At 74.0% G+C, this 23,876-nt stretch carries 22 protein-coding genes and 3 pseudogenes; 12 read left to right on the top strand and 13 right to left on the bottom strand.

Features of this window, described 5'->3' with window-relative positions; all coding sequences use genetic code 11:
- Positions 1-38: 38 nt before the first annotated feature.
- Entirely contained in the window at positions 39-1,652 is a 1,614-nt protein-coding gene (locus NX794_RS22105; protein ID WP_258780425.1) for a phospholipase D-like domain-containing protein, read from the top strand.
- A 14-nt stretch (positions 1,653-1,666) separates the two neighbouring features.
- On the opposite strand, the gene NX794_RS22100 is transcribed toward NX794_RS22105, so the two are convergent.
- Positions 1,667-2,833 carry an MFS transporter gene (locus NX794_RS22100; protein WP_258780423.1) on the bottom strand — a complete coding sequence of 389 codons (1,167 nt, stop codon included), beginning with the start codon at positions 2,831-2,833 and terminating at the stop codon, positions 1,667-1,669.
- 198 nt (positions 2,834-3,031) lie between these two features.
- Here NX794_RS22100 and NX794_RS22095 point away from each other — a divergent pair, with 198 nt between their 5' ends.
- Positions 3,032-3,427 carry a luciferase domain-containing protein gene (locus NX794_RS22095; protein ID WP_258780421.1) on the top strand — a complete coding sequence of 132 codons (396 nt, stop codon included), beginning with the start codon at positions 3,032-3,034 and terminating at the stop codon, positions 3,425-3,427.
- A 6-nt stretch (positions 3,428-3,433) separates the two neighbouring features.
- Here NX794_RS22095 and NX794_RS22090 read toward each other — a convergent pair whose 3' ends face one another.
- Positions 3,434-4,213 carry a DeoR/GlpR family DNA-binding transcription regulator gene (locus NX794_RS22090; RefSeq protein ID WP_258780420.1) on the bottom strand — a complete coding sequence of 260 codons (780 nt, stop codon included), beginning with the start codon at positions 4,211-4,213 and terminating at the stop codon, positions 3,434-3,436.
- A gap of 153 nt (positions 4,214-4,366) precedes the next feature.
- On the opposite strand from NX794_RS22090, the gene NX794_RS22085 reads away from it, so the two are divergent.
- Both NX794_RS22085 and NX794_RS22080 read left to right on the top strand, forming a co-directional pair.
- Positions 4,367-5,248 carry an SIS domain-containing protein gene (locus tag NX794_RS22085; RefSeq protein ID WP_258780419.1) on the top strand — a complete coding sequence of 294 codons (882 nt, stop codon included), beginning with the start codon at positions 4,367-4,369 and terminating at the stop codon, positions 5,246-5,248.
- 34 nt (positions 5,249-5,282) lie between these two features.
- Positions 5,283-6,143 carry a class II fructose-bisphosphate aldolase gene (locus NX794_RS22080; protein WP_258780417.1) on the top strand — a complete coding sequence of 287 codons (861 nt, stop codon included), beginning with the start codon at positions 5,283-5,285 and terminating at the stop codon, positions 6,141-6,143.
- Positions 6,144-6,256: 113 nt separating this feature from the next.
- Here the strand turns inward: NX794_RS22080 and NX794_RS22075 are convergent, their stop codons facing one another.
- The gene (locus NX794_RS22075) at positions 6,257-7,390 is read right to left on the bottom strand and encodes a methyltransferase (RefSeq protein ID WP_258780476.1); all 1,134 of its coding nucleotides are present in this window, start codon (positions 7,388-7,390) and stop codon (positions 6,257-6,259) included.
- A gap of 78 nt (positions 7,391-7,468) precedes the next feature.
- Between NX794_RS22075 and NX794_RS22070 the strand changes: the two genes are divergently transcribed.
- The 4 genes from NX794_RS22070 to NX794_RS35925 are packed head-to-tail and all read left to right on the top strand — an operon-like array spanning position 7,469 to position 10,152.
- Entirely contained in the window at positions 7,469-8,119 is a 651-nt protein-coding gene (locus tag NX794_RS22070; protein WP_258780415.1) for an alpha-ketoglutarate-dependent dioxygenase AlkB family protein, read from the top strand.
- A 59-nt stretch (positions 8,120-8,178) separates the two neighbouring features.
- On the top strand, positions 8,179-9,417 hold the full coding sequence (locus NX794_RS22065) for an ROK family protein (protein WP_258780414.1): 1,239 nt from the start codon (positions 8,179-8,181) through the stop codon (positions 9,415-9,417).
- Positions 9,414-9,983: an NUDIX domain-containing protein gene (locus tag NX794_RS22060; protein WP_309506013.1), complete on the top strand. Its 570-nt coding sequence runs from the start codon at positions 9,414-9,416 to the stop codon at positions 9,981-9,983. The genes NX794_RS22065 and NX794_RS22060 overlap by 4 nt, the downstream gene beginning before the upstream one ends.
- Before the next feature lie 22 nt (positions 9,984-10,005).
- Positions 10,006-10,152, top strand: a complete 147-nt coding sequence (locus NX794_RS35925) for a hypothetical protein (RefSeq protein ID WP_309506014.1) — start codon at positions 10,006-10,008, stop codon at positions 10,150-10,152.
- Between the two features lie 83 nt (positions 10,153-10,235).
- On the opposite strand, the pseudogene NX794_RS22055 reads toward NX794_RS35925, so the two are convergent.
- The 3 genes and pseudogenes from NX794_RS22055 to NX794_RS22045 all read right to left on the bottom strand — a co-directional run.
- Positions 10,236-10,346, bottom strand: a pseudogene (locus NX794_RS22055) (phosphotriesterase family protein); the annotation flags it as partial.
- Positions 10,340-10,918, bottom strand: a complete 579-nt coding sequence (locus NX794_RS22050; protein WP_258780412.1) for a DUF4865 family protein — start codon at positions 10,916-10,918, stop codon at positions 10,340-10,342. The pseudogene NX794_RS22055 and the gene NX794_RS22050, both read right to left, overlap by 7 nt.
- Positions 10,918-11,508 (bottom strand): TetR/AcrR family transcriptional regulator, encoded by a 591-nt coding sequence (locus NX794_RS22045; RefSeq protein ID WP_258780411.1) that lies wholly within the window; start codon positions 11,506-11,508, stop codon positions 10,918-10,920. The genes NX794_RS22050 and NX794_RS22045 overlap by 1 nt, the downstream gene beginning before the upstream one ends.
- Positions 11,509-11,718: 210 nt before the next feature.
- Between NX794_RS22045 and NX794_RS22040 the strand changes: the two are divergent.
- Positions 11,719-11,961: pseudogene (locus NX794_RS22040) on the top strand (SHOCT domain-containing protein); the annotation flags it as partial.
- A gap of 415 nt (positions 11,962-12,376) precedes the next feature.
- On the opposite strand, the pseudogene NX794_RS22035 reads toward NX794_RS22040, so the two are convergent.
- Together NX794_RS22035 and NX794_RS22030 are read right to left on the bottom strand one after the other, a co-directional pair.
- Positions 12,377-12,844 (bottom strand): annotated as a pseudogene (locus NX794_RS22035) (ATP-binding protein); the annotation flags it as partial.
- A gap of 262 nt (positions 12,845-13,106) precedes the next feature.
- A complete protein-coding gene (locus NX794_RS22030; RefSeq protein ID WP_258780410.1) occupies positions 13,107-13,430 on the bottom strand; it encodes a hypothetical protein in 324 nt (107 codons plus the stop codon).
- Positions 13,431-13,753: 323 nt separating this feature from the next.
- Between NX794_RS22030 and cds1 the strand changes: the two genes are divergently transcribed.
- On the top strand, positions 13,754-14,878 hold the full coding sequence (cds1, locus tag NX794_RS22025) for an L-cysteine desulfhydrase Cds1 (RefSeq protein WP_258780409.1): 1,125 nt from the start codon (positions 13,754-13,756) through the stop codon (positions 14,876-14,878).
- Between the two features lie 52 nt (positions 14,879-14,930).
- On the opposite strand, the gene NX794_RS22020 is transcribed toward cds1, so the two are convergent.
- Complete coding sequence (locus NX794_RS22020) at positions 14,931-15,773, bottom strand: DeoR/GlpR family DNA-binding transcription regulator (RefSeq protein ID WP_258780408.1); 843 nt, start codon at positions 15,771-15,773, stop codon at positions 14,931-14,933.
- Between the two features lie 403 nt (positions 15,774-16,176).
- Here NX794_RS22020 and NX794_RS22015 point away from each other — a divergent pair, with 403 nt between their 5' ends.
- Positions 16,177-18,405: a hypothetical protein gene (locus tag NX794_RS22015; RefSeq protein ID WP_428985944.1), complete on the top strand. Its 2,229-nt coding sequence runs from the start codon at positions 16,177-16,179 to the stop codon at positions 18,403-18,405.
- 89 nt (positions 18,406-18,494) lie between these two features.
- The gene (locus NX794_RS22010) at positions 18,495-18,977 is read left to right on the top strand and encodes a carboxymuconolactone decarboxylase family protein (protein ID WP_258780406.1); all 483 of its coding nucleotides are present in this window, start codon (positions 18,495-18,497) and stop codon (positions 18,975-18,977) included.
- A 45-nt stretch (positions 18,978-19,022) separates the two neighbouring features.
- On the opposite strand, the gene NX794_RS22005 is transcribed toward NX794_RS22010, so the two are convergent.
- The 4 genes from NX794_RS22005 to NX794_RS21990 all read right to left on the bottom strand — a co-directional run bounded on the left by NX794_RS22005 (position 19,023) and on the right by NX794_RS21990 (position 23,690).
- On the bottom strand, positions 19,023-21,458 hold the full coding sequence (locus NX794_RS22005; RefSeq protein WP_258780404.1) for a right-handed parallel beta-helix repeat-containing protein: 2,436 nt from the start codon (positions 21,456-21,458) through the stop codon (positions 19,023-19,025).
- 229 nt (positions 21,459-21,687) lie between these two features.
- Positions 21,688-22,293 carry an Rv1733c family protein gene (locus NX794_RS22000; protein ID WP_258780403.1) on the bottom strand — a complete coding sequence of 202 codons (606 nt, stop codon included), beginning with the start codon at positions 22,291-22,293 and terminating at the stop codon, positions 21,688-21,690.
- Between the two features lie 56 nt (positions 22,294-22,349).
- Positions 22,350-23,207, bottom strand: a complete 858-nt coding sequence (locus NX794_RS21995; protein ID WP_258780401.1) for an MOSC domain-containing protein — start codon at positions 23,205-23,207, stop codon at positions 22,350-22,352.
- A 45-nt stretch (positions 23,208-23,252) separates the two neighbouring features.
- Entirely contained in the window at positions 23,253-23,690 is a 438-nt protein-coding gene (locus NX794_RS21990) for a DUF6643 family protein (RefSeq protein WP_258780399.1), read from the bottom strand.
- Between the last annotated feature and the right edge of the window lie 186 nt (positions 23,691-23,876).

Raw genomic sequence — 23,876 nt, 5'->3', positions numbered from 1 at the left:
GCACGTCAACGGCTTGTACCGCCTGGTAACTTCTGCTGGTGATCATTTCGCTTCGTTTAGGCCGTCCGGCCCGTGCCACCCTGATATCCGCGCTCGCCCTGGCCGTCCTGCCCGCCGCGCCCGCCACCGCCGCCGATACGCCGACCCCGCACCTCGACGCCGTCGAACGCACCCTGCGGGAGGTCTCCCCGGGACTCGACGGGGAGGTGTGGGAGCGGACGAGCGGCAACCGGCTCGACTCCGCGCCCGGCGACCCCGCCGGCTGGCTTCTCCAGACGCCCGGCTGCTGGGGCGACGCGAGCTGCACGGACCGGGCCGGCACTCGCAAGCTGCTGGCCCGGATGACCGACAGCATCTCCCGAGCCACCCGGACCGTCGACATCTCCACCCTCGCCCCGTTCCCGGACGGCGCCTTTCAGGACGCCATCGCCACGGGACTGCGCTCCGCCGTGGCCGCCGGACACCGGATCAAGGTCCGGGTCCTCGTCGGCGCCGCGCCCGTCTACCACCTGAACGTGCTGCCCTCGAAGTACCGGGACGACCTGCGCGGCAGGCTGGGCGCGGCGGCCGACGACGTCACGCTGAACGTCGCCTCGATGACGACGTCGAAGACCGCCTTCTCCTGGAACCACTCGAAACTCCTGGTCGTCGACGGGGCGTCTGCGATGACCGGCGGGATCAACGACTGGAAGGGCGACTACCTCGACACCGCCCACCCCGTCACCGACGTCGACCTCGCCCTCACCGGCCCCGCCGCCGGCACAGCCGGCCGCTACCTGGACCGGCTGTGGGCGTGGACCTGCGACAACAAGGCCAACCCCGCCTACGTCTGGTACGCCGCGTCCGGCGGAGCCGACTGCATGGCGGCCATGGAGCGCGACACCAACCCCCGCGCCGTCCCGGCCACCGGGGACGTGCCGGTGATCGCCGTGGGCGGCCTGGGCGTGGGCATCCAGGACACCGACCCGGCCTCCACCTGGCGACCTGCCCTGCCGGCCACGTCCGACACCCGGTGCGGGATCGGTCTGCACGACAACACCAACGGCGACCGTGACTACGACACGGTCAACCCCGAGGAGAGCGCGCTGCGTTCGCTCATTTCGAGCGCGACCGACCACATCGAGATCTCGCAGCAGGACCTCAACGCCACCTGCCCGCCGCTGCCCCGTTACGACACCCGGGTCTACGACGCCCTCGCCGCGAAGCTCGCCGCGGGGGTCAAGGTCCGCATCGTCGTCAGCGACCCCGCCAACCGCGGCGCCGTCGGCAGCGGCGGCTACTCGCAGATCAAGTCGCTCTCCGAGATCAGCGACGTGCTCCGCGCCCGGCTCACCCGCCTCACCGGCGACGACGCCCGTGCCACCGGCGCCCTCTGCGGCAACCTCCAGCTCGCGTCCTTCCGCGCCGCGCCGAGCGCGCGGTGGGCCGACGGCCACCCCTACGCCCAGCACCACAAGCTGATCTCGGTCGACGGCTCCGCCTTCTACATCGGCTCCAAGAACCTCTACCCGGCGTGGCTCCAGGACTTCGGCTACATCGTGGAGAGCCCGGCCGCCGCGAAGCAGCTCGACACGGAGCTGCTGACCCCGCAGTGGACCCACTCGAAGGAGACGGCCACGGTCGACTACACGAGAGGACTCTGCGACCTCTGACCCACCCGCCCCTGTCAGTTCCCCATGACCCGCCGCGTGGACACCCCGATGCCGGCGGCGACGGCGGCCAGTACCGCCACGCTGGTCAGCGCGGCGGGCAGGGAGAACCAGTCGGCCATGAAGCCGATGGCGGGCGGGCCGAGCAGCATGCCGCCGTAGCCCAGGGTGGAGGCGACGGCGACACCGGACGGGCCGGCCAGCGCGCCGGCCCGCTCCACGGCGACCGGGAACAGGTTGGCGAGTCCGAGCCCGGTGACGGCGAAACCCAGCAGCGCCGCCCACACGGACGGGGCGAGCGAGCCGAGCAGCATGCCGGCCGCGGCGACCGTACCGCCGGCGATCACCGTACGGGCCCGCCCGAACCGGGCGAGCAGAGCCGCACCGGTCAGCCGGCCGACGGTCATGGCCAGCGCGAAACACGCGTACCCGGCGGCGGCCGTGCCCGCGGACGCGGCCAGGTCCTGCTGGAGGTGGAGCGCGCTCCAGTCGGCCATGGCGCCCTCCCCGTACGCCGTGCACAGGGCGACGAGCCCGAAGACCACGACCAGCCCCCGTCCGCCCTCACCCGCACCGGAGTCCGCGTGCGGCGAAGGGGTCCGGCGGGCCGGCACCGGCGGCTCGTGCCGCAGCAGGGTGCGCCCGGCGACCGCCGTGACGAGCAGCCCGACCAGCGTGAGCCCGAACAGATGCCGGGCCGGGGACAGCACCCCGGCGACGAGGCCGCCGAACCCGGCGCCGATCATCCCGCCCAGACTGAACGCGGCATGGAAACTGGGCATGACCGGCCTGCGCAGGGCGGCCACGAGGTCGACGGCGGCACTGTTGAAAGCGACGTTCACGCCACCGTAGGCAGCGCCGAAGAGCAGCAGCACCGTGCCCAGCGCCGCTGCCGAGTGGGTCAGCGGCGGCAACGAGACACTCAGCGCGAGCACCACCATGCACACCACGGTCACCAGGTGACTCCCGTAGCGCCGGCACAGCCGCCCGGTCATCGTCATCGTGAGCACGGCCCCGGCCGACACCCCGAGCAGAGCCATCCCGAGCGCCCCGGCGGAGGCCTGCGTCTGTTCCTTGATGTCGGGAATCCGCACGACCCATCCGGCGAAGATGAAGCCGTCCAGCGCGAAGAACGCGGTGATCGCCACCCGCAGCCCGGCCAGACCCTGTCCTCGCCCCGGCACGACACTGTGCGATCGGGTTTTGTTTATCAGCGACACAAACTCAGGGTAGGCCGGGGCGGGGGAGACGGACAAGTGCCCGCGGGAAACCCCGTTCGACAAGCGCCCCCCTGTACGACCCACCGCACGTTGGCCGATACCGGACGGTTAATCCTTGCTCACGAGCTGGTTGCGGGCAGGTGAGCGCGCCATGATGGGCCCATGACGTTGGCCTCGCGCGCATTGGCGCAACTGGCGACCTGGCCGGACCTGAGACAGGCCGTCCCGAGCTGTGGACTGGGGCAGGGGGTGAGTTCGGCGCAGGGCGAGATCGCCCACTTCCACTCGGACCGGGACGTCGACCTGCGGCTGACCGACCGGGCCGTCCGCAGGTTCGCCAAGGACCTGAGGGGCTCGGGGGCGATCAGGATCGTGCCCGGCTCGCAGTGGGTGACCCTGCGGCTGGACGCCGCGAGTGACGTGGACCTGTTGCTGACCCTGGTGAGCGTGGCGCTCCAGGCCCAGCAGGCGTGGCCCGACCCGGCGGACCGGCCGTCGTACGGCTGCAACGACCAGCGCGGCGCCGGGTTCGTGAAGGTCGACCTCGGGGCCTTCTGAGCCTGGTCATACCGTCAGTACCTGGACGCCCGCCTCCTCGAAGGCGCGTACCGTCTCCTGGTCCGCCGCCGTGTCCGTCACGAGCGTGTCGACCAGGTCGGCCCCGCAGATCCGGGCGAACGCGCGCCGGCCCAGCTTGCTGGAGTCGGCGGCGACGACCACCCGCTCGGCGCGCTCGCACAGCAGCCGGTTGATCGCGGCCTCCGCCTCGTCGTGCGCCGCCGCCCCGTGCCCGGCGTCGAAGGCGACCACGCCGAGCACCGCCACGTCCAGGGTGATCTGGCCGAGCACCCCGTCCGCGAGCGGGCCGATCAGCTCGTAGGACTGGGGGCGTGCCACCCCGCCGGTCACCACGATCTTGAACTGGGGGCGCACCGCCAGCTCGTTGGCGATGTTCAGGGCGTTGGTGACCACCGTCAGCGCCGGCGCCCCGGTGGAGAGGTCGCCACGTACGGCGAGGGCGCGGGCCACCTCCGTGGTGGTCGTCCCGCCCGTCAGTCCCACCGCCTCGCCCGGCGCGACGAGATCCGCCACCGCCTTGGCGACCCGCTGCTTCTCGGAGGCGCGGCGGGCGGTCTTGTAGCGCAGCGGGAGTTCGTACGACACCCCGTGCACGACCGCGCCGCCCCGGGTGCGCACCAGCATCTGCTGCTCGGCGAGCTGGTCGAAGTCCCGGCGGATCGTCGCCGCCGAGACCCCCAGGTCGGCCGCCGCCTCCTCGACCTCCAGCCGGCCGTGCTCCACGAGCAGTTCCAGCAGCGCCTTCCAGCGGGCGTCCCGCGACATCCGCGGCCTCCGTTTCCCGGTTCCTCTCCGCGTCTCGGTGGTGATCCGCGTTCCTGGTGACCCTAGCGCACCCATCTCTGCGCACGAATGCTTGATTGTGCTCGAAAGCTCGCTATATCTTGCAGGAACAATCAGCAAGGGGAGGGTGTGGGCATGACCCATGTCGAGGACGAGCTGAACAGCCAGCCGGAGTGCTGGATACGGGCCGCCGAGGAGGCGATACGGCACCGAGCGGCGCTGCCGCGGCCGGGGGAGCGGGTCGCCGTCGTCGGGTGCGGGACCTCGTACTTCATGGCGCAGGCGGTGGCCGCCCTGCGCGAGGGCGACGGGCAGGGCGAGACGGACGCCTTCGCCGCCTCCGAGTTCCCGCGGGGACGGTCGTACGACCGGGTGATAGCCCTCACCCGCTCCGGCACCACCACCGAAGTACTGGAAGTACTCGGTGAGTTGAAGGGGCGTACGCGCACCACGGCGGTCACCGCCGACCCCGCGACGCCCGTCATGTCCGCCGCCGACGACCTCGTCGTGCTGGACTTCGCCGACGAACGCTCCGTGGTCCAGACCCGGTTCGCCACCACCGCCCTCACCCTGCTGCGCGCCCACCTCGGCCTGCACACCGACGCCGTCGTGGCCGACGCGCGCACCGCCCTCGCCACCGCTCTCCCTCAAGGGCTGCTCGGCTGCGCCCAGTTCACCTTCCTCGGACGCGGCTGGACGGTCGGGCTCGCCAACGAGGCCGGGCTGAAGATGCGCGAGGCCTCGCTGTCCTGGACCGAGGCCTACCCGGCGATGGAGTACCGGCACGGCCCGATCAGCGTCACCACCGAGGGCACCGCCACCTGGATGCTCGGCGCGGCCCCCGACGGACTCGCCGCGCAGGTCACCGCCACCGGCGCCCACTGGATCGAGGGCCGGCTCGACCCGCTCGCCGAACTCGTCCGCGTCCAGCGGCTCGCCGTCGCCGTCGCCGCCGCCCGAGGCCTCGACCCCGACCAGCCCCGTCACCTCACCCGCTCGGTGATCCTCGCCCCCTGAGCCCGCCGCCCCGCGCACCGGAAGGACACCTCACGTGCCCCTCGCGACCACCGGCGAGCTGGTCACCCGGGCGGCCCAAGTCCGCTCGGCCGTCGCCGCGTTCAACGTCATCACCCTGGAACACATCGAAGCCGTCATCGCGGGTGCCGAGTCGGCCGGCACCCCCGTCGTGCTCCAAGTCAGCGAGAACGCCGTCAAGTTCCGCTACGGACGGCTGCTCCCGCTGGCCCGCGCCGCCGTCGCCGCCGCCGAAGGGGCCGCCGTACCCGTCGCGTTGCACCTGGACCACGTCCAGAGCGACGACCTGCTGCGGCAGGCCGCCGGTGCCGGCTTCGGCTCCGTCATGTACGACGCGGCCCGGCTGCCCTACGCCGAGAACCTCGCCGCGACCCGCGCCGCCGCCGACTGGGCGCACGCCCAAGGTCTCTGGATCGAGGCCGAGTTGGGGCAGGTCGGCGGCAAGGACGGCCGACGCCCGCTGGACGCGCACGCGCCCGGCGCCCGTACCGACCCCGACCAGGCACGCGACTTCGTCGCCCGTACCGGCGTCGACGCCCTCGCCGTCGCCATCGGCAGCGTGCACGCCATGACCACCCGCACCGCGGCTCTCGACCACGGCCTGCTCAAACGCCTCTCGGCCGCGCTCACCGTCCCGCTCGTCCTGCACGGCTCCTCCGGCGTGCCGGACGACGGACTGGTCGCGGCCGTTACCGGCGGCATCGCCAAGGTCAACGTCGGCACCGCCCTGAACATCGCCATGACCCGGGCGATCCGGGACTTCCTGGCCGCCCACCCGGAGGCCGTCGACTCCCGCAAGTACCTGAGCGTGGGCCGGGAGGCGATGATCCAGGAGGTCGTCCGGATCATCGGCGTGCTGGGCGGGGCGCCGGGATAACCGCACGGCGGGGAGAGGGGGAGGCGGGGGTCCCGGAGGTTCGGAGGTCCCTGCTCCCGGGGACTTCGCCGCGCAGCCGGCCTCGGCTTCCGCCGCCCCCGCCTCCCACCGTCCTACCCCTCCCTGACCGCCCGCAGCACCACGAACTTCGGGTTGCCGGCCACCACTTCGCTGTTCCCGAAGAGCCGCTTCAGCTTCACGTGGTAGCCCAGGTGCCGGTTTCCGATCACCCACAGCTCGCCACCCGGGCGCAGCGCGCGCTTCGCCCCGGTGAACATCCGCCAGGCCGTCGCGTCGGTCGTCGCCTGGTGCGAGTGGAAGGGCGGGTTGTTCAGCACCAGGTCGACGCTGCCCGCCGCGACCCCGGCCAGCCCGTCCCCGACCCGGAACTCGGCGTGCCCCGGCACCCCGTTCGCCCGGTACGTGGCCTCCGCCGAGGCCACCGCCTGGTAGGACTCGTCCACGAAGAGCACCTCGGCCGCCGGATCGGCCAGCGCCACCGCCGTACCGACTACGCCGTTGCCGCACCCCAGGTCCACCACCCGTGCCGCACCCGGCGCGGGCAGGTGCCGGAGCAGGAAACGGGTGCCGACGTCCAGGCGGTCGGCGCAGAAGACGCCCGCGTGGTTGACGACCGTGCGCCCCGAGGCGGCACCGATGCCGTCCGGGAGCGGATACCGGTACGGCCACGGGTTGGCGGGCCGCTCCAGTGCCGGGTCGGGGGTGCTGAAGATCAGCCGGGCCTTCTGCTCGGCGAGCGAGGTGCGGGTCGGGCCGATGATCCGCTCGAACAACCGGAGCGTGGAGGTGTGGATCTCCTTCACCATGCCGGTGCCCACGACGACCGTCCCGGCGTGCACGGCGGGCGCCAGCCGCAGCAACTGGTCCTCCAGCAGGGCCAGACTCTTGGGCACCCGCACGAGCAGCACGTCCACCCGCTCGGGCGGCGTGTCCCGGGTGGTGAGGAGCTGCACGGTGCCGGGTCCGACGCCGGCCCGCGCCAGGTTCGCCCGGGTCGCCTCCTGGCTGAGGAAGGAGTCGGTGATCTGCGTCGGCCCGTGCTCGGCCAGCGCCGTGACCAGCGCGCCCCAGCGGTCGCCGACCACCACGACCGTCCCGGTGAGCGGCACCCGCTGCTCGGCCAGATGACGCAGCAGATAGGCATCGGAGGCGTCCCAGGCACGCAGCCGGTCGCGGGGATCCTCGGGGAAGCGGGTCAGCTCGACCTCGCCCCACGGTGTCGTCATACGGTCGCTCATCGCGCTCCAGGCTAGCGGAGCCGCAGATCAGAGGTGGTGGGGCGGGCCTGGGGCAGTATGGAGCGTATGGATGCGGAGTTGTTCCCCAGGGAGCGCGCGGAGATCGCGCCGGGCGCCGTTCACGCCCCGGACTGGCTGGACCAGGAGCGGCAGCGCGACCTGGTCGCCGCCTGCCGTGAGTGGGCGCGGCCCCCGGCCGGCCTGCGCACCGTCCACACCCCGGGCGGCGGCACCATGACCGCACGCCAGGTATGCCTCGGCTGGCACTGGTACCCCTACGCGTACGCGCGCACCGCCGTCGACGGCGACCTGGCGCCCGTGAAACCCTTCCCCGCCTGGCTCGACGAGCTGGGCCGGCACGCCGTCACCGACACGCTCGGGCCCGCCGCCGTCCCGTCCCGCCCGTACGACATCGCGCTGATCAACTTCTACGACGGCGACGCCCGGATGGGCATGCACCGCGACGGCGACGAACGCGCCGACGCCCCGGTCGTCTCGCTGAGCCTCGGCGACACCTGCGCCTTCCGCTTCGGCAACGCCGAGACCCGGACGCGGCCGTACACCGACGTGGAGCTGCGCAGCGGAGACCTGTTCGTCTTCGGCGGCCCCTCCCGGCTCGCCTACCACGGCGTACCCCGCGTCCAGCCGGACACCGCGCCGCCCTGGCTCGGTCTCACCGGCCGGCTGAACATCACCCTGCGCGTGAGCGGGCTGTAGGCCACGGCAGCCCACGGCACCGGCCACCCCCGGGTGCGGATCATGGGAGACTCGCCCTCATGAGCGGCAAGGCGGATCCCCGGACGGCGGGGGAGAGGACCCCCACGAGGGCACGGCTGGACCGGGGACGCGGCGCGCTCGGCCCCGCGCTGGAGCTGGTGCACACCGGCCGGGCCCCGACCAGGGCCGTGCTCACCGCCGAACTCGGCGTCACCCGCGCCACGGCCGGCGCCGTCGCCGCCGAACTGGAGGCGCTGGGCCTGATCCGGGTGGACGCCCGCCCGGCAGCAGCGGCCGGTTCCCAGGGCCGCCCCTCGCACCGGCTGGAGATCGCCGAGGACGGACCTGTGGCCCTCGCCGCACAGGTGCACGCCGACGGCTTCCGGGCCGCACTGGTCGGTCTCGGCGGCCGGATCGTGGCGACGGCCCCCGGCTGCGAGACCGTCGACGCCGACCCGGCGAAGGTGCTCGGCTCGGTGGTCGAGGCGGGCGCGGAACTGCTGCGCGCCACCGGCCGCCGCTGCGTCGGCGCCGGACTCGCCGTCCCGTCCGCCGTCGCCGAACCCGACGGCCTGGCCCTCAACCCGCTGCACCTGGCCTGGCCGGTCGGCGCGCCGGTCCGCCGGATCTTCGCCGAGTGCGTCCGCGCCGCCGGCCTCACCGGCCCCGCCTTCGCGGCCAACGACGTCAACCTCGCCGCCCTCGCCGAACACCGGCACGGCGCCGGCCGGGGCGCCCGGGACCTGCTGTGCGTGGCCACCGGACACCGGGGCGTCGGCGGTGCCCTGGTCCTGGACGGCCGCCTGCACACCGGCAGTTCGGGCCTCGCCCTGGAGGTCGGCCACCTCACCGTGAACCCCGAGGGGCGGCCCTGCCACTGCGGCAGCCGGGGCTGCCTGGACGTCGAGGCCGACCCGCTGGCGCTGCTCGTCGAGGCCGGCCGGGACCCCGGTCCGGAGGTGTCCCTGCTCCAGCAGGCCAACGACCTGCTCCGCACCCAGTACGCCGACCCGGCCGTCCGCAGGGCCGCCGAGGCCCTGATCGACCGGCTCGGCCTCGGGCTCGCCGGACTGGTCAACATCCTCAACCCGGACCGCATCATCCTCGGCGGACTGCACCGCACCCTGCTGGACGCCGACCCCGGCCGACTGCGCGCCGTCGTCGCCGACCGCAGTCTGTGGGGACAGAGCGGCGGCGTGCCGATCCTGCCCTGCACACTCGACCACAACAGTCTGGTCGGCGCCGCGGAGCTGGCCTGGCAGCCGGTGCTGGACGACCCGCCGGCCGCCCTGCGATGACGGCCGAGCGCAAGGCCCCCACGGCCGTGGACCTCCTGCCGGCCACCCGCGTCCGGCTGGCGGAGACGGCCGCCCCCGCACTGTCACGCCGGCAGCGCGCGGCGATGGACCGGGTCTGGGAGGCGGCCGTCCGGCGCAACCCGGCCCTGTTCGACGGCCCGACGGCGGTACTGACCGGCCTGTGCGCAGACGGCGACGGCGGACTGCTGCTGTCCTGGGCGAGGGCCACCTACCGGTATCTCGCACTGCGCGAGGTACCCGGCGCCCCCGCCTGCGCGTCCCTGTTCGTCTCCGTGCTCCAGCCGTCCGACGACGGGCGTCCGCTGGTCGGCCGCATGTCACCGTCCACCGCCGCTCCCGGTCGCTGGCAACTACCCGGCGGAACCGTCGAACCCCCGGCAGGGAAAGGTGAGTTGGACCTGGCCGGCCTGCGCGCGCACGCCGCCCGGGAACTGGCCGAGGAGACCGGCTCGGACACCCTGGCGACCGCCCTCACTCCTTGGCTGACCACCCGGGGCGCCCACGGCAACGTCGGTCTCCTCTTCACGGCCCCGCCCCGCTCGTGAACTCTGTGAGCGGTACGAGGCGTTGCGGGCCGAGGAGTCCGCCCGCGGCACCGATACCGAGTTCGACCGCATCGAGCTGGTCCACCCGCCGACCGGCCTCGCGGCGCTCGACGGACCGCACGTCGACTACCTCGAACCGGTCCTCCGGCGCCACACCGTCCGCACCTGAGCCTGGTCCTCCGGCGCCGCACCGTCCGCACCTGAGCCCGGTCCTCCGGCGCCGCACCGTCCGCACCTGACCCCGGTCCTCCGGTCCTTTCCGGCCAGCCGGGGGCTGCGCAGGAAGAGGTGGTCGTGCGCGTCCGTGACGCCCAGTTCACCCGGGTCGATGTCACCGAGCACCGTACGGACGGCGCTCACCACTGCCGGCCCCGGGGGAGCCGGTCACGGCCCGGCGCGGACAGGTGCAGCACCTCGAAGACGTCACCCTCGGCCTGCGGCGCGTCGTGCTCCCAGAGGGAGAAGTGGACCAGTTCCCAGCGGTGCGGGTCCACGGCCGCCGCCGCCAGGACGGCACCGTCCGCACCTGCCAGCCGCTCGGTCGCGGCGACCGCCTCCGCCATCAGCTCCGACAGGTCGCGCCGGTCGGGCACCGGCACCCGGCGCCGTACGGCGAACGCGGCGTCCGTGCCCCGGCCCTCGGCGTGGGCGAGCCCGGTCCACTGCCGCACCTCGGGCCTGCCGAAGTCGTCCACCAGCCCCTGGAAGGCGCCGCCCCACAGGAAACGGTTCATGCCCGCCACGGTGTTCCACAGGTAGAACGGCGCGTACTGGTTGACCGGCGAGCCGTACCGGCCGCGTTCGCGCAGCAGGTACGCCTTGATACCCAGGCCGTCCCAGTCGTCCAGACGGCGGCCGACGTGCTCGACCCGGGCACGGATCACGGCGGTGTCGTAGTCGGCGGGGAGTGTCACCTCGTACTGCATGGCGTGCATCAGATGGTCCTTCCGGAAACTCGGGGTGCGAGCAGGGCGAGCAGGCCTCGGACGCCGGCGTCGAAGGCGGCGGGCGAACCGGAGGCGCGGGCCAGGACATAGCCGCCCTGCACGGTCGCGAGGACGGCGGCGGCGATCTCCTGCCCGTCCAGTTCCGGCGCGAACTGCCCCTGCCGCTTGCCCGTTTCGACGATCTCCGCGATCAGCTCCCGGATCCGCGCGATCGTCTCGGCCACCGGAGCCCGCAGCTCCTCGCTCGCGATCACGTCCGGGTCCATGGTGAGGCGCCCGACCGGGCAGCCGCGCAACACGTCGCGTTCACGCAGGAGATACGCCTCGATCCGCTCGTACGGCGTGCCCGGTCCGTTCAGCACGGCCTCGGCGGTGGCCCGCAGTTCCTCGGCGGTGCGCCGGATCGCCGCCAGGGCGAGGTCCGGCTTGCCCGTGAAGTGGTGGTACATGCTGCCCTGCCCGGCGTCCGCGCGCTCCAGGATCGCCTTGGGGCTGGTGCCCACGTATCCGCGCTCCCACAGCAGCTCCCGGGTGGACTCGATCAGACGCTCCGAGGTGTTCACACGATCACTGTACATACTAGTAGTTACAGTTGGCATCAGAGACGTCGAAGTCTTCGCGGTCTCCCGTACTCCCGACGTCGTACGCCCGGTGCCGTCGCCCGCACGACGCCACGCGGGCCCTCCCGGCGGCAGGCTCGACCTGTCACCGAAGACCGCGGCCGACGAGGGAGACGACCCGAGACGCAGACCCTGGCGAACCGGCACGGCGGACCCGGCCCGTGAAGCCTGTTCCTCCCGCTGATCTGGGCGGCCGTCGTGACCGGCGCCGTCACCTTCCTGCGCCGTACCGGCCCGCGCGGACGCGGCGCGCCCTGGCGGCCGGTGGCCGGTGGCCGCCCGGCCGGCGACTCCCCGCTCGCCGTCCTCGGCCGCCACTTCGCCTCCGGCGAGACCGACGAGGAGGAGTACTGGCGCCGGCTCTCCCCGCTGGAAGAGCACTTCGGCCGCCTGGGCAAGGGCGGTACGGCGCGACGGCGACGGCGCCTCGCGTCGTCGCGCGGGCAGGGCGGGGCCGCGCCCTGCGTGCGCCGGCCCGCCTCGCCGCCGTACGCCCGCCATGGTCTCGCTGTACCTTGTCTGCGCCGGCCCGCCTCACCGCCGTACGTCCGCCACGGTCCCGCTCCGCTCCGGCCCCGGCTCACGACCGGCGGCCGGTCCTGCCGGACGCCGGCCCGCGCGCCGTCGGTCAGGCGGGCCCCCGGGTCCGGCCACCGGCCGCCCCGGCGTGGGCCAGCGCACCGGCGCCCAGCGGTGCCGTCGCGCCGACCGGAGCCGCCGCCCTCCCGGGAGCCCCCGCTCCGACCGGAGTCCCGCCGCCCACCGGAGCCCCCGCGTCGAGCGGTACGACGAGGTCGACGGCCGTGCCCGCGCCGACCGTGTCGCCGACCGGCGCTGCGGCGGGGACCTGCGTCGGACGGCGTGTCGGCGCCCGGTGCGGCGCGTACGACACCCGGGCCGGGGCCTGGAGGGACGTGGCCGGCAGGGTGAACCACACCACCTTGCCGTCCTCGCCGACCGGCCGCGCGCCCCAGCTCTCGCTCATCGCGGCGACCATCGCCAGCCCCCGCCCGCACGTGGCCAGCGGGCCGGCGTCCGGCACGTCGGCGGCGTCGGTCAGGACGGGCAGCCGGGGGTCGTGGTCGCGCACGGACACGGTGAGCCGGTCGGGCAGCAGCTCCAGCTCGACGGTGCACGACTTGTCGGGCCTCGCGTGCCGGTGGACGTTGCTGAGCAGCTCCGTCACACCGAGCGCGGCCCGGTCGATCAAGGGGTCCATATGCCAGTAGCGCAACTGCGCAGATACGATTCTGCGGACCTGGCCGATCCGCGACGGCAGGGCTTGCAGCTCCACCGTGCAGTGCCTGCTTGGGTGACTGGTCACGGCTGCGACTCCCCGATGTGAGGTCCGGAGGAACCGGAAGAACACGGAGAACAACGGATCCAGCAGGACTGCACCAGTTCAGACGGCCGCCTGCTGTCGTGGCCGGCGGGCTGGTTCGCAGCGTTATCGCCGGTAAACCCAGAGTGACGTGAGACCAGCGTGGCGCAGTGGACGCGCTCCCGCAACTCGCCGCGACGCACGGCCACGCGGGGTGCGCGCGGGACGCCATCCGTCATGCGCCGCGCCCGGCAGCGCGGCGCACCGCCTCGATGAACCGCCGCGCGGCGGGCGGCCCCGGTTCACCCGGAGCGGGATCGTGCTGGCCGAGCGTCAGCAGGTACCGGTTGCCGTCGAGGTCGGCGAGGGCCCGGTCCTCCGGCGCGAACCACGGCCTGGAGGCCCGTACCGCCCGCAGCGGAGCGCTGTCGATCTCGCTGCCGTAGCTGGTGAGCAACTCCAGCCTGCCGTCGCTGATCCGGACCTGCCCCGCGCGGGTGAGTGAGCGCAGCCGCTTGCCGATCCGCACGCCCGTGGCCGTGAACTCGGGCTCCGCCATCCTTCGCCGCCCCCTCGCGCCTGTTCCCGCGGTTCCGCTGTTCCCGTGAGACATGGTGTGCGCCCCCGTACGGGACGATCGTCCCGCCGCGTGCAGTCTGCCCCGACGCGGCCGTGAGCACCAGTACGCGCGGGGCGGACGCGACGAGCGCCCGGAGCACTCCCGCCAATGCGCCCCCCGCGACCCGGCACACCTGTTCCCCAGGGTGCCTTTGGGTGGCTCAAAGATGCGTTTATGCAGGTGGGAAGCGGTCTGAAAGGTGCCTATGCTCGAAGTGCCGGCCGCGTGCGGCGTCGCCGGCGTCCAGCGTAAGGAGCACCGCCGTGAGCACCATCCCGCAGGCCCGGACCGGCGCCACCCTCGACATCGACCGCAGCGACGCCCACTACCGTGACTGGCTGAAAGAAGCCGTCCGCAAGGTCCAGGCCGATGCCAACCGCTCGGCGGACACGCACCTGCTGCGCTTCCCGCTGCCCGAGCGGTGGGGCATCGACCTCTACCTCAAGGACGAGTCGACCCACCCCACCGGCAGCCTCAAGCACCGGCTCGCCCGCTCCCTGTTCCTCTACGGCCTCTGCAACGGCTGGATCCGCCCGGACCGGCCGGTGATCGAGGCCTCCAGCGGCTCCACCGCCGTCTCCGAGGCCTACTTCGCCAAGCTGATCGGCGTGCCGTTCATCGCGGTCATGCCCCGCACGACCAGCGCCGAGAAGTGCCGTCTGATCGAGTTCCACGGCGGACGCTGCCACTTCGTGGACGACTCCCGGAAGATGTACGAGGAGTCCGCCCGCCTCGCCGCGGAGACCGGCGGCCACTACATGGACCAGTTCACCTACGCCGAACGGGCCACCGACTGGCGGGGCAACAACAACATCGCCGAATCGATCTTCCGCCAGCTGGAGTTGGAGCGGTTCCCGCACCCGGCGTGGATCGTCGCCACGGCCGGCACCGGCGGCACCTCCGCGACCCTGGCGCGCTATGTGCACTACATGCAGTACGACACCCGTATCTGTGTGGCCGACCCGGAGAACTCCTGCTTCTTCGAGGGCTGGACCACCGGCGACACGGACGTCACCTGCGACTGCGGCTCCCGTATCGAGGGCATCGGCCGGCCGCGCATGGAGCCGAGCTTCGTGCCCGGCGCGATCGACCGGATGATGAAGGTCCCGGACGCCGCCAGCGTGGCCGCCGTACGCGCCCTGGAGCGGGCCATCGGCCGCAAGGCGGGCGGCTCGACGGGCACCGGGCTGTGGAGCGCGCTGAAGATCGTCTCGGAGATGGTCGCCGAGGGGCGCACCGGCAGCGTGGTCACCCTGCTCTGCGACCCCGGCGACCGGTACCTGGACAAGTACTACTCCGATGCCTGGCTCGCCGGCCAGGGCCTGGACATCACGCCGTACGCGGCGGCGATCGACACGCTGCTGCTGACCGGCGCCTGGCCCGGCTGAGTCGCGGCGAGGCCGCTCGGCGTCAGCCGCCCGCCCGCTCGCCGACGTGGCGTCAGATGTCGTCGTCCGGGCCGGGCTCCGGCTCCGGTTCGCCCGTCACGATCAGGCGCGCCAGGTGCTCGGAGACCTCCGAGCGGGCCTCGGCGGGCAGTCCCGCGTCGGTGACCAGGGTGTCGACCTGCGCCAGCGTGGCGAACGAACTCAGGCCCACCGTGCCCCACTTGGTGTGGTCGGCGACCACCACGACCCGGCGCGCGGAGTGCACCAGGCGGCGGTTGGTCTCCGCCTCCGCCAGGTTCGGCGTGGACAGCCCGGCCTCCACGGATATGCCGTGCACCCCGAGGAAGAGCAGGTCGAAGTGGAGCGCGGCGATCGCCTGGTCCGCCACCGGGCCCACCAGCGAGTCCGAGGGGGTGCGCACTCCGCCGGTCAGCACGACCGTGGCCGCGCCCTGCCGCTGCCCCGAGGTGCGCTGCGCCGCGTGGAAGACGTCCGCGACCCGCACCGAGTTCGTCACCACGGTCAGGTCGGGCACCTCCAGCAGCTGCTGCGCGAGCGCGTAGGTCGTCGTACCGCCCGACAGCGCGATCGCCGTGCCCGGGGACACCAGGTCGGCGGCGGCGCGCGCGATGTCCTCCTTGGCGGACAGTTCGAGAGTCGACTTCGCCTCGAACCCCGGCTCGTGGGTGCTGGGCTCGACCACCGGCACCGCCCCGCCGTGCACCTTCTCCAGGACCCCCTGGCGGGCGAGGGCGTCCAGATCGCGGCGCACCGTCATGTCCGACACCCCGAGCCTGCGCGTCAGTTCGTTGACCCGCACCCCGCCCCGGCGCCGGACCTCGTCGAGGATCAGGGCACGGCGCTGCTCGGCGAGGAGGTTCTGATTCTCGCTCACGTACGCTCCGGTCCTTTCGCCGCCAACCGTCCGACCCGCCCGCCGCACCGGCTCCGACCAGGATGTTCCGGCGGTCCGACGGCGCGCGGGCGTCCCATCCTTTCACGGGTGGGCACCGCTCGCGCCACCACCCGAGCCGACGCGGACATGCCGTCCGGGCCGTCGCGGTCCCGGCCGCCGTCACCCGGATCGGGGAGATTCCGTGACGGCGCGTGTACACCGGCGCGGAAGCGGAGATGAAGCGCGCACCCGCACAGGCCATCAGGGCGGCACCGGGTGAAGGGCCAGAGCAGTGGACAGCGCGCAGCGACACCCCCACGGACAGCACACCACCGAGCCGGCACACCAGCCGCCGGAAACCGGACCGCCGGACCACGAACCGGACACCGATCTCGAACTCCTCGTGCACGGCGTCGGCGGCACCACCCCCGAGAAGATGCTCGGCGATCCGCGGACCGTCCGGATCACCGGCGACGACACGGCCGCCGTGTTCCGGCGCGCCGCGGACGCCGGACCCGGCCGCCGCCCGGGCCCCGGGCCGGTCCGGGAGGCGTACGTCTGGTGCAACCTGACCTCGGGCGACGGCAGCCGCGCCCTGTGGCTGTTGCTGCTGCCGTTCATGGTGGTCAACCTCGCCCACTGGATGCGGCCCGCCGCGGCCGGCCGCCACCGCACCGTCCGCCTCTACGGCCTCCTCGTCCGGCTCGTCGCCCTCACCCTCACCGCGTTACTCGTGGCCGGGGCCTGCGAGGTCGCCCTGGACCTGGTGGCCTGGCAGTGCGCCGGCGCCGAGCGCTGCGCCCGCCGCCACACCTGGCTCGGCTTCCTCGCCCCCGGCGTGCACGGTGGCTGGTGGAGCGCCCCCGGCCGCCGGCTCGCCCTGGCCGCCCTCATCCCGACCGCGCTCACCGGCCTGCTCTGGTATCTCTCCCACCGCACCTGGAGCGCCTACGAGTCCCACCAGCCGCTCACCCGCGACCCCGAACCGGCCGACGACAGCGCCCTGTCCCGGCCCGGCTTCTGGTACGGCCGCCGCCTGGTGGCCCGGCTGCGTGCCGCGCACACCGCGACCGGGCTGCTCACCGTGGCCGCCGCCGTCGCCACCCCCGCGATCCGCTTCGACCACCGCCCGGGCGGGCCCCCGGCCTTGGACACGCTGGGCCGGCTGCTGACCGCCGGCCTGCTGCTCGCCGCCGGCACCGCCGTCGGCGTGGTCTGCCGCCGGGGCCGCAGCGAGCGGTGCCCCGACCGGCACCTCGACGCGCACCTCGTCCGCGGCCTGCCCCTCGGCGCGCTCGCGCTGCTGCTCCTCACGCTGGTCTACGCCGGCTGGTCCCGGCCCGGCTGGCGGTCCGGCGGCCGGCTGCCCGGCGACCCCGCCTTCGGCGCGCTGATGTCGGCCCAGGGTGTCCTCGTCATCGCCCTCGCCGTCGTCGCCTTGGACCTGCACCGCCGCCGTCCCGACCCGCGTGCCGGGATGCGCGGCCTCGGCGGCCCGGCCGTCGCGCTGCTCGCCTGCGCACTGGGCGGCGTGATGTCCGGCGGGGTCGCCCAGCGCGTCGCCGACTGGCTGGACGGCACCCGCGCCCTGCTGCCGGGGCCGCCCGTCCTGCTCACCTGGCAGGCGTCCACCATCCCCGCCGTCCTCGTCGTCCTGCTCCTGCTGGCCGCCCGGCTCGGCCTGCGCGCCGCGCGCCTGGCCCGCGCCGAACGCGCTCGCATCCGCCACGAGCACCCCGGCGAACCCGAGGACCCGGCCCGCACCCGCGCCATCGCCCACGCCCGGGCCATGGCCACCCTCACCGACCGGGCCCCGCTCGCCCTCGCCGTGCTCACCGCCACCACCCTGGTGCTGGGCGCGGCCGCCCTGACCGGCGCCCTGGCCACCGGCACCACACCGGACGGCGCGGCCGCCCGCGCCGACGGCGTCGTGCGGGGCCTCGCCGGGACCTCGCAGGCGGTGGGCTCCTGGCTGATAGGGGCCGGCTTCCTGCTGTTCGTCACCTGGGGCCGGCGCGCCTACAAGGACGCCTCGGCCCGCCGCACCATCGGCATCCTCTGGGACGTCGGCACCTTCTGGCCCCGCGCCGCCCACCCCTTCGCCCCGCCCTGCTACGCCGAGCGCGCGGTACCCGACCTGACCTGGCGGATGGACACCTGGACCCGGCGCACCGGGGGCCGGCTGGTGCTGTCCGGGCACTCCCAGGGCAGTGTCCTCGCCGCCGCCGCGGCCTGGCAGCTCGCCCCGTCGGTGCGCGGGCGCGTCGCCCTGCTGACCTACGGCTGCCCGCTGGAGCGCCTCTACGGCCGCTGGTTCCCGGCGCACTTCGGGCCGCCGGCGCTCGCCGGGCTGCACCGGGACGTCGCCTGCTGGCGCAACCTCTACCGCCCGACCGACCCCATCGGCGGCCCCGTCCGGGTGCCCGACGACACCGCCCCGGACGTGGACCACGAGCCGCTGCGCGACCCGCTCGCCTACGGCCGTACCGCCGCCCACCCGCTGCCCGCCCCCATCCTCGGGCACTCCGACTACCAGGCGGACCCCGCCTTCACCCGCGAACGCGCTCGCCTGCTGGCCCGGCTGCGCCCGGACCTGCCGGGCCAGCGCCCGGAACCGGGTCCCGGCGAGTGAGCCCCGGGTCACGACCGGCGATGTCACAAGGCGCCGGGCTGCCCCGTCCACAGGGGTGTATCCCGCACGCCGACGAAGGAGCGCACCCCATGGCAGCCCGACTGAACGTCTTCGCCAGCCCGGTCACCGGCGAGTTCTGGAAGCACCTCATCGCCGCGGACCAGGTGCTCGCGGACTCGACACTGCCCCTCGCGACCCGGGAACTGGTGAAGCTGCGGGCCAGCCAGGTCAACGGCTGCGGTTTCTGCGTCGACATGCACTTCAAGGACGCCGTACACGCGGGCGAGAGCGCCACCCGGCTCAACCTGGTCGCCGCTTGGCGGGAGGCCACCGTGTTCACCGAGGCCGAGCGCGCCGCCCTGGAACTCGCGGAGCAGGGCACCCGCATCGCCGACGCGGCCGGGGGCGTCACCGACGAGGCCTGGACGAACGCCGCCCAACACTACGACGAGGAGCAGCTGGCCGCCCTGGTGTGCACCATCGCCCTCATCAACGCCTTCAACCGGGGCAACGTCATCATCCAGCAGCCGGCCGGCGACTACCAGGCCGGCCGGCCGCACGGCCACGCCTGACCGGCGCCCCGCACGACCGCCCCGGCCCGCCGGGGCGGTCCCGGCTCACGGCAGCGGCGGCAGGTCCTCCGCGTACAGCAGGGTCAGCTCGTCGGTCGTCGGGTCGAGGACCTGGGCGACCCGGCTCGCGTGCCGCTCCACCATCGCCTCGAAGGTGCCCCGGGCGGTACGGCCGTTGCCGAACGCCGGGCCCTTCGGCAGCTCGGTGAAGTACTTCAGCAGCGCCTCCGACGCGCCCGGCGTCAGCCGGTACTCGTGCTCGTCGGCCTGCTGCTCCACGATCCGCAGCAACTCCTCGGAGCCGTAGTCGCCGAAGGTGATGGTGCGCGAGAACCGGGAGGCGACACCGGGGTTCACGGACAGGAAGCGCTCCATCTCCGCGGTGTACCCGGCGACGATCACCACCACCGCGTCCCGGTGGTCCTCCATCAGCTTCACCAGGGTGTCGATGGCCTCCTTGCCGAAGTCGCGCCCGGCGTCCTCGGGGGACAGCGCGTACGCCTCGTCGATGAACAGCACCCCGCCGCGCGCCCGTTCGAACGCCTCCTGCGTGCGGATCGCCGTGGACCCGATGTGCTCGCCGACCAGGTCGACCCGGGACACCTCGACCAGGTGGCCCTTCTCCAGCACGCCGAGCGAGGCGAGGATCTCGCCGTAGAGCCGGGCGACCGTCGTCTTGCCGGTGCCGGGGGAGCCGGTGAACACCAGATGCCGTTTGACGGAGGCCGCCTTGAGGCCCGCCCGCTGCCGGCGCCGGCCCACCTCGATCATGTCGGTCAGCGCCCGCACCTCGCGCTTGACGCTCTCCAGGCCCACCAGCGCGTCGAGTTCACCGAGCACGTCCTTCGACGTCCGCACCGGCGCGGCCGGTTCGGCGGCGGCCGGCGGCTCGGCGGCGGTGCCGGGCGGGCCGGGGACCGGGCCGAGCAGACCGGCGGACGCCGGCGCCGTCTGCACGGCCGGTTCCCGGGGCGCCGGCGGGCGCGGACCGCCGCTCTCGTCGCCGGTGCAGTCCTCCACCACCGGGCCCGTCCCGGAACCCGTGTCCGGTCCGGCTTCCGCGAACTCGTAACCGCCGCGCGCGCAGCGCTCCGTACGGCACCTGCGCAGCGTCGCGCGGCAGCCGTCGATCACATGGAAGCCGTAGCCGCCGCTGCCGCTGACCCGGCAGTTCAGGAAGCTGCCCCGGCCGCCCGCCGAGACGTAGAACCCGGCCTCGGCGGGGGAGTCGACCACGCACCGCTCGACGGTGGGGTCGGCGCCCTTGGTGACGATCACACCGGTCTGGGTGCCGGCCAGCGTGCAGTTGTTCAGGGTGCCGCCGCTGCCGTGGTCGCGGAACCAGGCACCGGTGGCGGCCTCCCTGATCCGGCAGTCGTCCAACTGGGCGGTGGCTCCGTCGCTCACCGACACGGCGGTGTTGCGCACCTGGGACAGGTCGCTGTCCACGACGTCGACGCGCGAACCCCGGTCCAGCACGAACAGCGCGTCGGGCACGTCGTGCACCCGGCACGAGTCCAGCACCGCGGTGGCGCCGTCGCTCACCCACACCGCCGGATAGTCGCCGGTGCTGTCGAAGATCTCGCACTGGTTGGCGTCCACCCGGGTGCCCGGGTCCCACACCGACAGGCCGTTGCGCCCGAACTGGCGGACCGTCGTCCGGGTCAGGGTGAGCACCGAGCGCGAGCGCAGGTCGACCGCGTTCTCCGGGATGTCGTGGATACGGCAGTCGGCGAGCGTGAGCACCGCGTCCGTGTCCAGCGTGACGCCGTCCGCGGTGGTGCGGTGCACATCGCAGTCGGTCAGCTGCGCCGTGGCCCGCTGGGTGACCTGCACCCCGGAGCCGCGCACCTCGTAGATCTCGCAGCCGACCGCCTCCAGCGCGGAGTTCTCCCCGGTGGCGGTGAGCCCGGTGCCGGAGGCGTGGTGCACCCGGCAGCGCACCAGGCGGGGACGCGCGCCGCCCCGCACCGCCACGCCCGCCTGCCCGGCCGCGACGATCTCGCACTCCTCGAACACCCCGGCCCCGCCGTCCAGTACGGCGATGCCGATGCCGGCCGGGTTGTCCACGGTGCAGCGGCGCACGGTCGGCCGGGCGCCGCCGCGCACCTCGATGCCGCTGGCGGACCGGGTGACGATCCGTATGTCCGCCAGCTCGGGCGTCCCCTCCTCGACCAGCAGCGCGGGCGCCGCCGCGTCCTGGCCCTCCACGTGCAGGTCCTGCACCACGGCGGAGGCGCGCACGGTCAGCGGCACGCCGTCCACGGGCGCGATCCGCACCGAGCCGGGGGAGCCCTCGGGCCCGCGGAGCGTCACCGCCCGCTCGACGACGAGGTTCTCCCGGTAGGTGCCGGGGGCGATCGTGAGGACGTCGCCCTCGGCGGCGGCCTCCAGGGCGGCGGCGAGCGACGCGTACTCACCCGTGCGGCGCCGCCACCGCGAAGTACCGGTGTGCGTCACCTGGACCGTGCCCTGTGCCATGGCGTTGCTGTGCCCCCACCTCGTCGTACTGATGGCTCGCCCCCGAGGGGCGTGGCCGCGGGTGCCGCGACCGCGAGCGTGCCCGGCCCCTGGGACCCGGGCGCGTTCGCGCTCCCGGGGACCCGCGCCCCGGTCGCGTTCGCGTACCTGTGGGCCGTCGCCGGAAGCGCTCCGGCCGGTCCACCGTAGCGTGTGCGTGCGGGCCGGGTTGACCAGAGCCGCAAGGCCGTCAACTGCCGGTGCCCGCCTTGCCCCAGTCCGGGCCCGCCCGGTCCCAGGCCTGGTCCCAGCGCGTGTACCGCCGGCGGACCAGGCGCCAGACGGCCAGGCGCCGGCCGCCCTCGACCAGGGCCGCGGTCACCAGGGCCGCGCCGATCCCGGCGAGCACCGCGTGCGCCGTCGCCGTGGGGGAGTCCATCGGCCGGGTCGTTATTCGGCCGTGCGGGTCCGTCCAGACCCTGAACCGGGTCCCGGGGTGCGGGGACTTGAGGTCGGCGAGCACCTGGCCGTGCCGCGGGGTGCCGTCGGGCGCGGTCCAGTCGGCGAGGACACGGCTGCGGGACGTGTGCGCGGTGGTGGTCTCGGGATCGGTGTCCAGCGGGGCCTCGCCCAGATCCCGCGTCACGGTGGCGGTGACGAGGTACCGGGTGTGCCGCTGCTCCCGCGCGGAGCGCTGGAGGGAGTCCTGCGCGGCGAACCCGACCAGACAGCCGGCGACGGGCGCGGCCACGGCGACGAGCAGCAGCGCCGTGAGGGCCACCCACGCCTCGGCGACATCGGTCGCACGGCGCAGCGGATTGTTCCGCCAACGCCACAGCCCCGTCAGTGTCCGCATCTCCCCACCCCCCGACGCTCCCGGCCCCCCGGTCCTCATGAATTTCTCATGCCGGCTCAACGATCGGGACGCGACCCGGGTTCCCGGTCCCGCTCCCGTACCCGGACCGGGTCCCCGACCCTGACGGTGCCGGTCGTGAGCGGGACCAGGTTCTGTCCGAAGACGAGCTTGCCGTCGATCCTTCGATGACGGCCCAGGGTACGCAGCGGTTCCCGGCCGCGTACGGCCGTGTCCTGGTCGGTGGTGGTCACCACGCACCGTCCGCAGGGCTTGGCGACCCGGAAGAGCACCGCGCCGACGCGGAGCCGGATCCAGTGGTCCTCGGCCCAGGGCGCGGTGCCGGCGACGACGAGGTTGGGGCGGAAGCGGTTCATGGGCAGCGGGCCCTCGTCGGCGCGGTCGCCCCGCGCGATCAGGGAGTTGAGGGCGTCGAGGGAGGCCACCGTGGTGACCAGCAGGGGGTAGCCGTCGGCGAGGCTCACCGTCTCACCGGGCCGGGCGTACTCCGGGTCGAGGGGACGGCGGGTGGCCGGGTCGTCCATGTGCACCAGCCGGACCCCGGCCCCCAGGTAGGCGCCGCACCAGGCGTGCGCCTCGGGCGCCGCCGGGACGGCCTCGACCTTCGTGCCGAAGACGCTCACCGGCACCGTCGTACCGTGCCGCGGTACCGCGACCGTGAGGGGCTCCCGGCCGGGCGCCGACAGACGGATGCCGCCGCCGGCCTCGGGCTCGGCGGCGGCGGACGCGAGCCGCGGCTGCTCGCGCTGGGTGACGACCTTTCCCCCGTCGTCGATCAGTGCCCAGCGCCGGTCACCGGCCAGACCCCAGGGCTCCACGACGGCCTCGCGGGGCGAGACACCCCGGAACGCCTTGACCGGATGGATGTGGATCGACAGCACCTCGGCGCTTCCCATGACGCCATCGTGCCAGGTGGCGGCGGTGGCGCCGGGGAGCGTCGGTCAGTAGCCGCGGTACTGCTGGCTGTTGTACGGGTCCTGGTAGGACGCCTGCGCGGGTCGCGGGGCGGCCGGACGCATGGCCTCGTAGCCCGCGCTCGGCGCCATCGGGCGCTGCGGCTGCGGAGCCCCCGGGCCGGGATAGCCGCGCGGGGCGCTCGCCTGCTGCGGGATGTACGCCGTCGGCGCCTGCTGCAGCGGTGCGGGCTGCTGCGCCTGCGGGTAGCCGTAGGAGGGGAACTGCGGGGAGGGGGCCGCCGGGAGGGCGGGCAGCGCCGACGGCAGGGCGGGGAGGCTGCTGCCCATGTCGTAGGCGGCGGGGACCCGGATCGGAGCGATCTGCGGGGTGCCCCGCTCGGCCACGAGCGAGTCGTAGATCGGGGTGTCCGGGAAGGAGGCGGAGTAGTAGCCGCCGCCATAAGTGGAGCGGGGGGAGGTCATGGCACATAAGTTAAGCCCACGATGTGCTGGTTGGGGAGACCGATAAGAGGGTTGTTTTCCGTGTCGAGGGTGGCCTGGGATCCCCAATGCGAGCGAACTCGGCAAAAAAGGACGGCGATCGACGTTTGAATCGTGTAAAGGCCGCGTTACCGGCGGTTGGCCGGCGATCTCGTGTCCTGGTCATGG

Origin of the sequence: Streptomyces pyxinicus, from assembly GCF_024753135.1 — a bacterium.
Lineage (GTDB): Bacteria > Actinomycetota > Actinomycetes > Streptomycetales > Streptomycetaceae > Streptomyces > Streptomyces pyxinicus.
This window is presented reverse-complemented; position numbering and strand designations above follow the sequence as displayed.

What these genes read in the sequence shown, in the direction of transcription:
- NX794_RS22095 (WP_258780421.1), top strand. Translation starts at nt 3,032, where the DNA reads ATGACGTTGGCCTCGCGCGCATTGGCGCAACTGGCGACCTGGCCGGAC.
- NX794_RS22090 (WP_258780420.1), bottom strand. Translation starts at nt 4,213, where the DNA reads ATGTCGCGGGACGCCCGCTGGAAGGCGCTGCTGGAACTGCTCGTGGAG.
- NX794_RS22085 (WP_258780419.1), top strand. Translation starts at nt 4,367, where the DNA reads ATGACCCATGTCGAGGACGAGCTGAACAGCCAGCCGGAGTGCTGGATA.
- NX794_RS22075 (WP_258780476.1), bottom strand. Translation starts at nt 7,390, where the DNA reads ATGACGACACCGTGGGGCGAGGTCGAGCTGACCCGCTTCCCCGAGGAT.
- NX794_RS22070 (WP_258780415.1), top strand. Translation starts at nt 7,469, where the DNA reads ATGGATGCGGAGTTGTTCCCCAGGGAGCGCGCGGAGATCGCGCCGGGC.
- NX794_RS22065 (WP_258780414.1), top strand. Translation starts at nt 8,179, where the DNA reads ATGAGCGGCAAGGCGGATCCCCGGACGGCGGGGGAGAGGACCCCCACG.
- NX794_RS22060 (WP_309506013.1), top strand. Translation starts at nt 9,414, where the DNA reads ATGACGGCCGAGCGCAAGGCCCCCACGGCCGTGGACCTCCTGCCGGCC.
- NX794_RS22050 (WP_258780412.1), bottom strand. Translation starts at nt 10,918, where the DNA reads ATGCACGCCATGCAGTACGAGGTGACACTCCCCGCCGACTACGACACC.
- NX794_RS22045 (WP_258780411.1), bottom strand. Translation starts at nt 11,508, where the DNA reads ATGTACAGTGATCGTGTGAACACCTCGGAGCGTCTGATCGAGTCCACC.
- NX794_RS22030 (WP_258780410.1), bottom strand. Translation starts at nt 13,430, where the DNA reads ATGGCGGAGCCCGAGTTCACGGCCACGGGCGTGCGGATCGGCAAGCGG.
- NX794_RS22010 (WP_258780406.1), top strand. Translation starts at nt 18,495, where the DNA reads ATGGCAGCCCGACTGAACGTCTTCGCCAGCCCGGTCACCGGCGAGTTC.
- NX794_RS22005 (WP_258780404.1), bottom strand. Translation starts at nt 21,458, where the DNA reads ATGGCACAGGGCACGGTCCAGGTGACGCACACCGGTACTTCGCGGTGG.
- NX794_RS22000 (WP_258780403.1), bottom strand. Translation starts at nt 22,293, where the DNA reads ATGCGGACACTGACGGGGCTGTGGCGTTGGCGGAACAATCCGCTGCGC.
- NX794_RS21995 (WP_258780401.1), bottom strand. Translation starts at nt 23,207, where the DNA reads ATGGGAAGCGCCGAGGTGCTGTCGATCCACATCCATCCGGTCAAGGCG.
- NX794_RS21990 (WP_258780399.1), bottom strand. Translation starts at nt 23,690, where the DNA reads ATGACCTCCCCCCGCTCCACTTATGGCGGCGGCTACTACTCCGCCTCC.